This is a genomic window from Burkholderia sp. AU6039 (genome assembly GCF_002223365.1).
GTDB lineage: Bacteria > Pseudomonadota > Gammaproteobacteria > Burkholderiales > Burkholderiaceae > Burkholderia.
The window spans coordinates 779287-791961 of sequence record NZ_NKFK01000004.1; the positions used below are offsets into that span (position 1 = coordinate 779287).

Genomic DNA, 12675 nt, shown 5'->3' on the forward strand with positions numbered 1-12675 from the left:
CGACCAGGACAGGAAAACGATATGACCCAAGCCCAGACCGCCGCCACCGTGCAACCCGACGCGATTCCCGTGGCCGCTCCGGTCTCGCAGCGCTGGCGCGTCGCCGACGTCGTCGCGCTGTTCGAGCTGCCGTTCAACGACCTGCTCTTCCGCGCGCAGCAGGTGCACCGCGAGCACTTCGACGCGAACGCGGTGCAGCTGTCGACGCTGCTGTCGATCAAGACGGGCGGCTGCGAGGAAGATTGCGGCTACTGCTCGCAGTCGTCGCACCACGACACGGGCCTGAAGGCCGAGAAGCTGATGGACGTCGGCGCGGTGCTCGACGCCGCGCGCGCGGCGAAGGCGAACGGCGCGAGCCGCTTCTGCATGGGCGCCGCGTGGCGCAACCCGAAGGAGCGCCACATGCCGGCGCTGACCGAGATGGTGCGCGGCGTGAAGGAACTCGGCCTCGAGACCTGCATGACGCTCGGCATGCTGGAAGACGAGCAGGCGCAGGAACTCGCGAGCGCGGGCCTCGACTACTACAACCACAACCTCGACACGTCGCCGGAGTTCTACGGCCAGGTGATCTCGACGCGCACCTACCAGGATCGCCTCGACACGCTCGACCGCGTGCGTGACGCGGGCATCAACGTGTGCTGCGGCGGCATCATCGGCATGGGCGAATCGCGCCGCGAACGCGCGGGCCTGATCTCGCAGCTCGCGAACCTGAATCCGTATCCGGATTCGGTGCCGATCAACAACCTCGTCGCGATCGAAGGCACGCCGCTCGAAGGCACCGCGCCGCTCGACCCGTTCGAATTCGTGCGCACGATCGCGGTGGCGCGGATCACGATGCCGAAGGCCGTGGTGCGCCTGTCGGCCGGCCGCGAGCAGCTCGACGACGGGCTGCAGGCGCTGTGCTTCCTCGCCGGCGCGAACTCGATGTTCTACGGCGACCAGCTGCTGACGACGAGCAACCCGCAGTCGCAGAAGGACCGCGCGCTGTTCGAACGCCTCGGGATCCGTTCGAGCGATGCGGACGCGATGACGGCGAACGCGTAAGCGCCGCGCACGGCGAGTTGGTTCGCCACATGAAAAAGCCGGGACACGTCCCGGCTTTTTTTCGCGTGCGTCGCCCCCTCAGCCTGCTCCCCCCAGCGCGCGCGGCTCCATGAACGTGTGCCGGAAATAGTCGCGCACCGCGTGCATCGCGGGGCTCAACTCGATGTCCTTGCGCCAGGCGAGACCGACGCTCATCGGCGGCACCGGATCGCGCAGCACGATCGTCTCGATCCGCCGCCCTTCGAGCGACCACGGCCGATACACCATGTCGGACAGGATCGCGACGCCGCTGCCGTTCGCGACCATGCTGCGCACCGCCTCGACCGACGACGTGCGCAGGATCACGTTCGGCCGGTACGGCGTCTCGTTCCAGTAGCGCAGCGCCGTCTGCCCCGCCTCGTCGACCGTCAGCATCACGAACGGCTCGCGCGCGACTTCCGAGAACGTGACGCTCTCGTGCCTGAGCAGCGGGTGATGCGCACCGACCCACAGCCGTCGCACCGAGTGGATCACCGGCTCCAGCACGAGCGCCGGATTCGACACGTTCGACGTGAGCAGCACGGCCATGTCGTAGCGGCCCGCGATCAACCCTTCCTCGATCGACTCGCGGTTCAGCTCGTGCAGGTGGATCGTCAGCCGCGGATACAGCGTGTTCAGCCTCAGCACGTGATGCGGCAGGAAGTAGCCGAGCACCGTGTAGCTCGCGGCGATCGCGAGCGTGCCGGTCAGCGTGCTTTCGAGGTTCGGAATCCGCATCGCCTCGTCGACCGACGACAGGATCGTGTACGCATGATTCAGGAAGCGCCGCCCCGTGTCGGTGAGCGTCACGCCCGACGGCGTGCGCAGAAAGAGCTGCGTGCCGAGGCTGTCCTCCAGCTCCTTGATCGCGCTCGTCACGGCCGACTGCGAAATCGTGAGCTGGATCGCGGCCTGCGAGATCTGGCCGAGCTCGGCGGTCGCGACGAAATACTTGAGCTGTCTGAGGGTCAGGGCCATGGTCGATGGGAAAGCAGATGGGCACGCGATAAACATCATAACAACCGTGCCGCGCCCGTGAACCCGGCCTCGTGGAAACCCTGCCATCCCTACTGCGACGGCCATCTGCGGCCGCTCTCCGGGGTATCGAAAAAATCGATTCGGCTGCATACAAAAATAGAACTTTTTTGACGCAACCCGCGCGGCTAACCTGCGTTCAACACGGTTTCGGCATGCGCCACGACGCACGCGAACCGGAGAACCTGGAGGAGCACACCGTATGAGGAAGCACAGCGTCGACCTGAACTCCGACATGGGAGAGGGCTTCGGCCCGTGGACGATCGGCGACGGCGTCGACGAGCAGATCATGCCGCTCATCAGCTCGGCGAACATCGCCACCGGTTTTCACGCCGGCGATCCGAACATCATGGCGCGCACGGTGCAGCTCGCGCGCGACGCCGGCGTCGGCATCGGCGCGCACCCGGGCTTTCGCGATCTCGTCGGCTTCGGCCGCCGCACGATCGCCGAAACGCCGCAGGCGCTCGTCAACGACATCCTGTACCAGCTCGGCGCGCTGCGCGAGTTCGCGCGCCTGAACGGCGTCAGCCTGCAGCACGTGAAGCCGCACGGCGCGCTCTACATGCATGCGGCGGCCAACGAGGCGTTCTCGCGGCTGCTGATCGAAACGCTGCAACGTGTCGACCCGGGCCTGTGGCTGTACTGCATGGAGGCGTCGGTCACCTACCGCGTCGCCGTCGAATACGGGCAGCCGGTGATCCGCGAGTTCTATGCGGATCGCGACTACGACCGCAGCGGCTCGATCGTGTTCACGCGCCGCGTCGGCCGCCTCGATCCGCGCCAGGTCGCCGACAAGGTGCTGCGCGCGTGCATCGACGGCAAGGTGCGCACGATCGACGGCGACGACATCGACATCGATTTCGACTCGGTCTGCATTCACAGCGACACACCGGGCGCGCTCGACCTCGTGCGCGACACGCGCCACGCGCTGATCCGCGAAGGCATCCGGACCGCCGGGCCGCAACCGCTCGCCGCCCATCACTGATTCAAGGAGACCCACGATGGCATTGCACGAAATCGTCAGCCCGCTGCCGGGCACCTTCTACCGGCGTCCGTCGCCCGATGCGGACTACTACGTCGCGGTCGACGCGACGGTTGCCGCCGGCGCGGTGGTCGGCCTCGTCGAGGTGATGAAGCAGTTCACCGAGATCGAAGCCGATGCGGCCGGGCGCGTGGTCGAGCTGCTCGTCGAGGACGGCGAGCCGGTCGACGCGGGCCAGGTGCTGATGCGGATCGAGGGGTGACGCGATGAAACCGGAAACTTCCCCCGACACGTTCTACCGCCCGTCGCGAATCCGGACCGTGCTGGTCGCGAACCGCGGCGAGATCGCGGTGCGCGTGATCCGCGCCGCGCGCGAGCTCGGCATGCGCGCGGTCGCCGTGGTCAGCGACGCGGACCGCGACAGCCTTGCCGCGCGCATGGCCGATGAAGCCATCCACATCGGCTCGTCGCATGCGGCGAAAAGCTACCTGAATCCCGCCGCGATTCTCGACGCCGCGCGGCGGTGCGGCGCGGACGCGATCCATCCCGGCTACGGCTTCCTGTCGGAAAACGCCGCATTCGCCGCGCAGGTCGAGGCGGCCGGCCTGACCTTCGTCGGCCCGGACTCGCAGGTGATCGCCACGATGGGCGACAAGGCCCGCGCCCGCGAAACCGCGCGGCGCGCCAACGTGCCGACCGTGCCCGGCAGCGACGGTGTCGTGCAGTCGCTCGACGAGGCGCGGGACGTGGCCGCGCGCATCGGCTATCCGATCATGATCAAGGCGGCCGCCGGCGGCGGCGGGCGCGGCATCCGCGTCGCGCACGACGCCGCGCAGCTCGACGCCGAGCTGCCGCTCGCGCAGCGCGAGGCGCAGGCGGCCTTCGGCGACGGCGGCGTATACCTCGAACGCTTCATCGCGCGGGCGCGCCACATCGAGGTGCAGGTGCTCGGCGACGGCCGCCACGTCGTCCATCTGTTCGAGCGCGAATGCTCGCTGCAGCGGCGCCGCCAGAAAATCCTCGAGGAAGCGCCGTCGCCTTCGCTCACGCCCGCGCAGCGCGACGCGCTGTGCGCGTCGGCCACGCGCCTCGCGGAAGAAGTCGGCTATCGCAGCGCGGGCACGCTCGAATACCTGTTCGACGACGCGCGCGGCGAGTTCTACTTCATCGAGATGAACACGCGCATCCAGGTCGAGCATCCGGTGACCGAGGCGATCACCGGCATCGATCTCGTGCGCGAGACGCTGCGCATCGCCGACGGCGAGCCGCTGCGCTTCGCGCAGCACGACATCACGATGCGCGGCGCGGCGCTCGAATGCCGGATCAACGCGGAAGATCCGTTGCAGGATTTCCGCCCGAACCCCGGCCGGATCGACGAACTGGTGTGGCCGACCGGCCCCGGCGTACGCATCGATTCGCTGCTCTATCCGGGCTACGTCGTGCCGCCGTTCTACGATTCGCTGCTCGCGAAGCTGATCGTGCACGACGAGCGCCGCGCGGCCGCGCTGCGGCGCATGACTCGCGCGCTCGGCGAGCTGCACGTCGGCGGCCTGAAGACGACCGCGCCGCTGCACGTCGCGCTGCTCGCGGACGACGACGTGCGCGCCGGGCGCTATCACACGAATTTCCTCGAGGCGTGGATGCCGAGATGGCGCGAAGCCGCCACCGCCGCCGCGCAGCAACACGCAGCCGACAATGCAGACGCCGTGCGCCTCGGGGAGGCGATGTGACGACCCGTTATACGTTCGGCGGCGACGAGTTCGTGTTCGTCGAAATCAGCGAATCGATGTCGCTCGACGCGTTCTTCAAGGGCACGGCGATCACGCGTGAACTGCAGCGCCGCGCGGTGCCGGGCATCACCGAGATCTGTCCGGCGAATGCGTCCTACCAGGTGCGCTACGACCCGGACGTGATCGAGCCCGATGCGCTCGTCGCGCTGTTGAAGACGATCGAGGCCGAGGTCGGCGACGCGCCGCTCGAACTCGACACGCGCATCGTCGAGGTGCCGGTGCTCTACAACGACCCGTGGACGCACGAGACGCTGATGCGGTTTCGCGAGCGTCACCAGGACCCGTCGTCGACCGACCTCGAATACGCGGCGCGCATCAACGGCAAGCGCGACGTCGACGCATTCATCGCTGCGCACTCGGGCTCGCCGTGGTTCGTGTCGATGGTCGGCTTCGTCGCCGGCCTGCCGTTCATGTACCAGATGGTCGAGCGCGAACGCCAGCTCGAAGTGCCGAAGTACCTGCGGCCGCGCACCGACACGCCGAAGCTGACGGTCGGCCACGGCGGCTGTTTCGGCTGCATCTACTCGGTGCGCGGCGCGGGCGGCTACCAGATGTTCGGCGTGACGCCGGCGCCGATCTTCGACCCCGAGCAGCGGCTCGACTACCTGCGCGAGTTCATGGTGTTCTTCCGGCCCGGCGACATCGTGAAATTCCAGCCGATCGATCGCGACGCGTACGACGCGGCAGTGGCGGCCGTCGAGGCCGGCACCTTCTCGCTGCGCGTGCGCCCGGTGAAATTCTCGCTCGACGCGTTCCTGCGCGATCCCGATGCGTATAACCGCTCTCTCGTCGAGGTGCTGCATGCAAACTGACGCGCACAACCTGATCGAAGTCGTGAAACCCGGCCTCGCGACGTCGGTCCAGGACATGGGCCGGCAAGGCTACTACCACGTCGGCATTCCGCCGTCGGGCTCGCTCGACCAGTACGCATCGCGTGCGGCGAACCTGCTGGTCGGCAACCCCGAGGAAGCCGCCGTGCTCGAATGCACGCTGCTCGGCCCCGAGCTGATGTTCCATACAGATGCGCTGATCGCCGTCACCGGCGCCGAGATGACGCCGAAGATCGACGGCATCGGGCAGCGCTGCAACGTCGCGCTGCGAATCCGCGCGGGCAGCGTGCTGTCGTTCCATTACGTGAAGGCCGGTGCGCGCGCGTATCTCGCCGTCGCGGGCGGCATCGACGTGCCGGTCGTGCTCGGCAGCCGCTCGACCTACACGCTCGGCGCGATCGGCGGCCACGCGGGCCGGCGCCTGCAGAAAGGCGACCGGCTGCCGATCGGCGCCTCCGTCGGCACGCACCGCGAAGGACGCGAGCTGCCGGCGGCCGTGAGCCGGCCGCTCGACAGCCAGGTCGAGCTGCGCGTGCTGACGGGCCTGTACCACTACCGGCTCACCGACGAATCGGCGCGCACCTTCTTCGATGACGAATGGACGGTCGCGCCCGAAGCCGACCGCATCGGCTACCGCTACAAGAACGGCCGCGCGCTGCAGTTCCGGCCGCGCGAGCAGCCATTCGGCGCGGGCGCCGATCCGTCGAACATCGTCGATGCGTGCTACCCGATCGGCTCGATCCAGGTGCCGGCCGGGCTCGAGCCGATCATCCTGCACCGCGACGCGGTGTCGGGCGGCGGCTACGCGACGATCGGCACGGTCATCAGCGCCGACCTGGACCTGATCGGCCAGATGCAGCCCAACCACCGCGCGCGCTTCGTGCGCGTGACGATGGCCGACGCGCTCGCCGCGCGCCGCGAGTACCAGCGGCGCCTCGCGCTGCTGCGCGCCGTGCTGCGGGACTGAGCACGGGCGCCCGGCGCGCGTGCCGGGCGCCTGACGCCCTCTCGTTCCTGTTCCGCTGTCGTGTCCCGACCGCGCGGCCGTGCGCCGCGCGGCGGGGACGCTTGCGCGCTGTTTCCGTTCCTGCCGAACCGGTTGCCCGCCCGACGTCGGGGCAACCCTGCGGATCGCATGTGCCGCGGCCGAGACGTCGTTCGCAGTTTCCGCTCATCAAGGAGCACGATCATGGCCAACCTGGCTCAGGCCCGCCCCGACGAGGATCTCGACCTGTCGACGCTCGCCGTTCCCGACCACGCGCGCATGCCGCCCTTTTCGCTGACGATGGCGTGGTGGGCCGTGTGCAGCGCGGTGTTCTACATCGTCGTGGGCGCCACGCTCGCGCTCACCTATGGCGCGCGCAACGCGCTGATCGGAATGGCGCTGTCGGTCGTGTCGTACGGCCTCGTCAACACGATCATCAGCCGCTACGCGATCCGCACGGGGCTCTCGGTCGCGCTGTTCTCGCGCGTGCTGTTCGGCAGCGCGGGCGCGGCGCTCGCCACGCTGATCTTCTTCGCGACGGCGGTCTACTACGCGGTGTTCGAGGGTTCGGTGATCGCGGTCGCCGCGCACCACCAGTTTCCCGGGCTCGATTACAAATGGGCCGCGCTGATCGTCGTCTGCTACAGCGTGCCGCTCGTGTTCGGCAGCGTGCAGCACTGGCTCGACAAGTTCAACGGCGTGCTGCTGCCGTTCTACCTGCTCGGGCTGCTCGCGGCGGTCGGGCTCGCGACGGCCGAATACGGCTACCACGCGGCCTGGCTCGATTTCGGGCCGACGGGCGCCGTGCCGGCCGGCGGCTGGTGGCACTGCTTCGTCTACTACATGGGCGTGTGGGTGCTGATGATGTTCACGTTCGACTACGCGCGCTTCGGCCGCAAGGAAGACGCGGGTTATCACGGCCGCTTCAACTTCGGGATGCCGTTCTACCTCGTCACGTTTCTCGTCAACGGCGCGGCCGGCATCTATCTCGTCAGCACGATTCCGGGGCTCGGTACGCTCTCCGAAGTATCCGTGGTGCTCGCGCTGCTGAAGCTGATGGGCGTATGGGGATTGCTGTTCGTGTGGGTCACGCAATCGCGGATCAACACCGCGAACTACTACCTCGCTACCGTCAACATGCAGGCGTTCTTCCTGAAGGTGGCCGGCCTGCGCGCGCCGAAATTCGTGTGGGCGCTCGTGGTGGGCGCGGTCGTCTATGCGCTGATGATGGCGGACATCTTCTCGCGGATCCTGCAGGCGCTCGCATACCAGGGGATCTTCGTCGTCGCATGGGTCGGCGTCGCGCTCGCGCACATCCTGTCGGATCGCTACGGGAAACTGGTCGGCGACGACGTCGAATGCCGCGACGCCCATGTACCGACCTTCAACCCGGGCGGGCTGACCGCCTGGTTCGCCGGCGCATTCGTCGGGCTCGCGCTGAACCAGGCGACGGGGTTCGCCGCATCACTGTCGGCGCCCGCGACGTTCGTCGTGTCGTGGGTGGTCTATCGCGCGCTGCTGGGCACGGCCAAGCGGACCTGGTTCGTGCGCAATACGTGACGGGACACCCGCGCGCCGCCGCGCGTCACCTGACGCGTCTGTCCCGCGTTGCCCTGCGCGTCGCGAATCACGGTCTTCCCGACCAGCCAGCGCGCGCCGTCGAGCCCGTCGACCGCATAGTCACCGGCGCGCGGCTGCGCGTGCACCGGATCGACGCGTGCGCTGTCATCTGCGCCGTCCTGCGTGGCGGGTGATACGCCCGTCATGTGGCCCGCCCTTCCGGATGGCGTACCGGTGTGTCGTATCGGCGCGTACGGCAGCGGCCGCTGCCCGCTGCCGTACGCCATGTGCATCACACGTGTGCCGCCGCGCCGTCGATCGCCGCGCGCACGCGCTCGACGAGTGCTTGATCGACCGGCGCCAGCACCTCGCCGCGCGGCCGCACCCCCGAGCCGAAATGCACCGCGCGCACGCCGGTCGCGCGGACGAAATCGCCGACCGCATCGACCGTGAGCCCCGAGCCGGCCAGCACCGTGCAGGTCGAGCCGGCCGCCTGCCGCGCGAGCCGCGTGATCGTCGCGACCGCGTCGAGCACCGACGGATGGCCGCCCGACGTCAGCACCGACGTGACGGCCGGCACGCGCAGCAGCGCGTCGAATGCGGCGTTGAGGTCGCGCGACACGTCGAACGCGCGGTGGAAGGTCAGTGCGCGGCCGTCCGCCGCGGCCGCGATGCGCGCCAGCGCGCCGAGATCGACGTCGCCGCGTGCGTCGAGCGCGCCGAACACGACGCCGTTCGCCCCGGCCGCGACGGCTGCACGCACGTCGCGTTCGATCACGCGGAGATCGTCGGCGTCATAGACGAACGACCGGCTGTGCGGTCGCACGATCACGTTGACGGGAATCGGCACGGCGGCCACGACGGCTTCGATCAGGCCGACGCTCGGCGTCAGCCCGCCTTCGGTGATCGCGGTCACGAGTTCGAGGCGGTCGGCGCCCGCGCGGGCGGCGGCCTTCGCATCGCCGACGGTCGTGGCGATCACTTCGAGGAGAACGGAGGAGGCGGCGTTTCGGTTCATGGGCGGCCCGCGAATCGTCAGGACAATTCGCGCATCCTAGCCGAGCCGCGTGACGGACGCCAGCGTGCCGGCGGCGATGCGCGCGGCGCTAACCGGCGTCCGCTTCGTCGTCGCGCCAGTCGATATCGCCGCACAGCACGCGCTGCGCGTCGCCGATGCGCACGGCCACCGACAGCGTCACGCACGGCTGCGCCTCGTTGATCGACAGGTACGGCCGCGTGACCTGCACGCGCCCCGGCTCGGCGATCGCCGAGCGGAAATACGGCCGGCGCAGCCAGTTCGCGCCCTGCGCGTCCGCCAGCGGCGAGAAGCGCGCCTCGGCGAGCGCGCGGTCGGCGCGCAGCACGACGTTGCGGCCCGACTGGCGGCCGTGCGCGTCGAGCAGGAAGCAGCGCGCGGCCGCGTCGAGCGCGAGGAAGTTCCAGCACACCTCGTCGAGCGGCTCGCCGGCCGCGAGACGCTCGGCCGCACGTTCGAACGCGCGCAGGTACGGCGCGAGCCGCTGCGCATCGCGCCGTTCACGCGCGTCGGTCTGCTGCCGGAAGCGTTCGGTCAGCTCGCCGATGCAGCCCGTCGCGGCCGCGCTGTCCGGCAGCCCCGGCGCCGGCCGGCCGAAGTAATAGCCCTGCACGAAATCGGCCTCGCACGACAGCGCGATCTGCGCCTCGTGCTCGGTCTCGATGCCCTCGACGAGCACCAGCTTGCCGGCCTCGTGCAGCAGCGTCACGAGCCCGTGCAGGATCGCGGTGAGCCCGGTGCGGTGCGCCGCGTGCGACAGCATGATCCGGTCGAGCTTCACGATGTCCGGGTTCAGCTGCCAGATCCGTTCGAGGTTCGAGTGACCCGCGCCGAAATCGTCGAGCGCGATCAGGAAGCCGTGCGTGCGGAATTCGCGCACGGCCTCGGCAAGCCGCTCGACGTCTTCCGCGCGCTGCTCGAGCACTTCGAGCACGACGCGGCGCGGCGGCATGCCGAGCCGCTTCAGGTTCGCGAGCAGCGCGGCCGCCTGGAACGGGTCGGTGAGTACGCCCGGATGCACGTTGAGGAACAGCCACTCGCGCTCGGCGCCGAGCAGCGCGAAGTTCTCGAGATGCAGCGCCTGCGCGAGCCGGTCGAGCTGCAGCAGCTCGCCCCGGCGCGCGGCTTCGCCGAACACGTCGAGCGGCGACACGGCGCGATCGAGCGCATCGTGCGCGCGCAGCAGCGCCTCGTAGCCCACCGCACGCTGGTGCGACAGGCTGAAAATCGGCTGGAACACGGTCGTGAGCGTCATGTCGCGGTGCTGCGTCGCCAGACGTTCGAAGCCGGAACTCACCTCCCGCTCGAACCGGTACGGCGACGCGGCGGCCGGACGCTCCTGTTGCACGATCGTCATGCCTTCCTCCTGGTATTGCCTTCGAACGCGGCGCCCGACGAAGCGAGCGGCGCGTGCAATGTCATTGGTTGGACCCTCGGTTGCCCGGTCGACGCCGGACGGCTGCCGAACCTCAAGCAAGCTCCGTGCAAGGCGCCGACAGCCCGTGCGCCGCACGGCTCGCGCCGGGTTGCCGCACCATCCCGGCGCAGGTCGCACGCACCGTTTTCGTGCACGCGCACCGGCCGCTCGAACGCACCCGTCACGCCAGCACGCTACACTCCGTACGATCGTTTCATTCCCCGTATTCGCCGTATCGATGGAAATCGTCTTCACCGTCCTGATCCTGCTGCTGACCGTCGCGCTGTCCGGCGCCGTCACACGCCTCCTGCCGTTCCAACTGCCGTTGCCGCTGATGCAGATCGCGTTCGGCGCAATGCTTGCGTGGCCGAAGCTGAACCTGCACGTCACGTTCGATCCCGAAATCTTCATGCTGCTGTTCATTCCGCCGCTGCTGTTCGCGGACGGCTGGCGGATTCCGAAGCGCGAGCTGTACCTGCAGCGCCGCGCGATCCTGATGCTCGCATTCGGGCTCGTGTTCATGACGGTACTCGCAGTGGGCTACTTCGCGCACTGGCTGATACCCGAGTTGCCGCTGCCGATCGCGTTCGCGCTCGCGGCCGTGCTGTCGCCGACCGACGCGGTCGCGCTGTCCGGCATCGCCGGAAAGGGCCGGATCCCGCCGCAACTGATGCACATCCTCGAAGGCGAAGCGCTGATGAACGACGCGTCGGGCCTCGTCGCACTGAAATTCGCGATCGCGGCCGCGCTGACGGGCATGTTCTCGCTGCGCGACGCGTCGGTGACGTTCGTGATCGTCGCGGCCGGCGGGCTCGCGACGGGCGCGCTCGTGTCGTGGGCGTTCAGCGCGCTGTCGACGCGCTTCCTGAACGCCGAGCAGGAAGGCGATCCGGCCCCCGGCATCGTGATGACGCTGCTCGTGCCGTTCGCGGCCTACCTGTTCGCCGAGCACCTCGACCTGTCGGGCGTGCTGGCGGCCGTGTCGGCCGGGATGATGATGAACTACACGAGCTTCTCGCGTAAAAGCACCGTCGCGTCGCGCGTGCGCGCCGAAAGTACGTGGGCGATGATCGAGTTCGTGTTCAACGGCATGGTGTTCATCATGCTCGGGCTGCAGCTGCCGCACATCATCGGCCGCACGCTCGTCGACGCGCACCACACGAGCGACGCGCTCGTCGGCCGGATGATCTTCAACGTCTGCGCGATGATGCTCGCGCTGTATGCGATCCGCTTCCTGTGGGTCTGGCTGCTGCGCTGGTTCGCGAGCCGTCGCGCCGCGCGCCACGGCCTCGCGAGCACGATGGCCGGCGTGCGCACGATCGCGGTGATGACGGTCGGCGGCGTGCGCGGCGCGGTCACGCTCGCCGGCGTGCTGTCGATTCCGGTCGCGCTGTCCGACGGCGTGCCGCTGCCGGGCCGCGACACGGCGATCTTCGTCGCGTCGGCCGTGATCCTCGGCTCGCTCGTCGTCGCGGTGGTCGGCCTGCCGCTGCTGCTGCGCGGCGTGCGTTCGTCGCGCAGCCCGCTCGGCGACGAGGAACGCGCCGCGCGCGCGGCCGCCGCGCAGGCCGCGATCCGCGCGATCGACTCGTCGCACGACGCGATCTCGGTCGATCTCGACGAATCGGGCGCCGCACGCTGCGCGGACATCTCCGCACGCGTGATGGACCAGTACCGCCGCCGCCTCGCGACGCTCGCCGAAGACGGCCCCACGCCGCGCGCGGAAGCGAAGCAGGCCGAAACGATGGAACTGCAGATGCGGATCGCGGCCGTGCGCGCGGAACGCTCCGCGCTGTACCGGCTGCGCAGCGAGAGCAAGATTTCCGACGAGACGCTGACGAAGCTGCTCCGCGAGATCGACCTGTCGGAAACCGCGCTGTCGACGCGCAAGAAAGGCATTCTCTAAAGGGCCGGCCGCTGCCTGTACGCAGCCACCGCGGCCCAATAAAAAACGGCGACGCACACGCGTCGCCGTTTT

At 69.1% G+C, this 12675-nt stretch carries 12 protein-coding genes; 8 read left to right on the top strand and 4 right to left on the bottom strand.

Going from position 1 to position 12675, the window contains the following annotated elements; genetic code table 11:
• Nucleotides 1-21: 21 nt before the first annotated feature.
• Nucleotides 22-1044, top strand: coding sequence for a biotin synthase BioB (gene bioB, locus CFB39_RS16320; RefSeq protein ID WP_089461711.1), 1023 nt, complete (start codon nt 22-24; stop codon nt 1042-1044).
• Between the two features lie 78 nt (nt 1045-1122).
• On the opposite strand, the gene CFB39_RS16325 is transcribed toward bioB, so the two are convergent.
• Entirely contained in the window at nt 1123-2040 is a 918-nt protein-coding gene (locus CFB39_RS16325; RefSeq protein ID WP_089473642.1) for a LysR family transcriptional regulator, read from the bottom strand.
• Nucleotides 2041-2299: 259 nt separating this feature from the next.
• Between CFB39_RS16325 and CFB39_RS16330 the strand changes: the two genes are divergently transcribed.
• From CFB39_RS16330 to CFB39_RS16355, 6 genes are all read left to right on the top strand, one after another.
• A complete protein-coding gene (locus tag CFB39_RS16330; RefSeq protein ID WP_089441145.1) occupies nt 2300-3082 on the top strand; it encodes a 5-oxoprolinase subunit PxpA in 783 nt (260 codons plus the stop codon).
• A 16-nt stretch (nt 3083-3098) separates the two neighbouring features.
• A complete protein-coding gene (locus tag CFB39_RS16335; RefSeq protein ID WP_089457021.1) occupies nt 3099-3341 on the top strand; it encodes an acetyl-CoA carboxylase in 243 nt (80 codons plus the stop codon).
• A gap of 4 nt (nt 3342-3345) precedes the next feature.
• Nucleotides 3346-4809: an acetyl-CoA carboxylase biotin carboxylase subunit gene (locus CFB39_RS16340; protein ID WP_089473643.1), complete on the top strand. Its 1464-nt coding sequence runs from the start codon at nt 3346-3348 to the stop codon at nt 4807-4809.
• Nucleotides 4806-5681 (top strand): allophanate hydrolase subunit 1, encoded by an 876-nt coding sequence (locus CFB39_RS16345; RefSeq protein ID WP_069249007.1) that lies wholly within the window; start codon nt 4806-4808, stop codon nt 5679-5681. Before CFB39_RS16340 ends, CFB39_RS16345 begins: the two co-directional genes overlap by 4 nt.
• Nucleotides 5671-6666: a biotin-dependent carboxyltransferase family protein gene (locus CFB39_RS16350; RefSeq protein ID WP_089473644.1), complete on the top strand. Its 996-nt coding sequence runs from the start codon at nt 5671-5673 to the stop codon at nt 6664-6666. The genes CFB39_RS16345 and CFB39_RS16350 overlap by 11 nt, the downstream gene beginning before the upstream one ends.
• A 222-nt stretch (nt 6667-6888) precedes the next feature.
• Nucleotides 6889-8244 (top strand): cytosine permease, encoded by a 1356-nt coding sequence (locus tag CFB39_RS16355; protein ID WP_089473645.1) that lies wholly within the window; start codon nt 6889-6891, stop codon nt 8242-8244.
• Here the strand turns inward: CFB39_RS16355 and CFB39_RS16360 are convergent.
• From CFB39_RS16360 to CFB39_RS16370, 3 genes are all read right to left on the bottom strand, one after another.
• Complete coding sequence (locus CFB39_RS16360) at nt 8190-8450, bottom strand: hypothetical protein (RefSeq protein WP_089473646.1); 261 nt, start codon at nt 8448-8450, stop codon at nt 8190-8192. The genes CFB39_RS16355 and CFB39_RS16360 overlap by 55 nt on opposite strands.
• Before the next feature lie 86 nt (nt 8451-8536).
• Nucleotides 8537-9262 (bottom strand): copper homeostasis protein CutC, encoded by a 726-nt coding sequence (locus CFB39_RS16365; protein WP_089426454.1) that lies wholly within the window; start codon nt 9260-9262, stop codon nt 8537-8539.
• Between the two features lie 88 nt (nt 9263-9350).
• Nucleotides 9351-10637, bottom strand: a complete 1287-nt coding sequence (locus CFB39_RS16370) for an EAL domain-containing protein (RefSeq protein WP_089426455.1) — start codon at nt 10635-10637, stop codon at nt 9351-9353.
• 298 nt (nt 10638-10935) lie between these two features.
• On the opposite strand from CFB39_RS16370, the gene CFB39_RS16375 reads away from it, so the two are divergent.
• Nucleotides 10936-12603, top strand: coding sequence for a Na+/H+ antiporter (locus CFB39_RS16375; RefSeq protein WP_089473647.1), 1668 nt, complete (start codon nt 10936-10938; stop codon nt 12601-12603).
• The last annotated feature ends 72 nt before the right edge of the window (nt 12604-12675 follow it).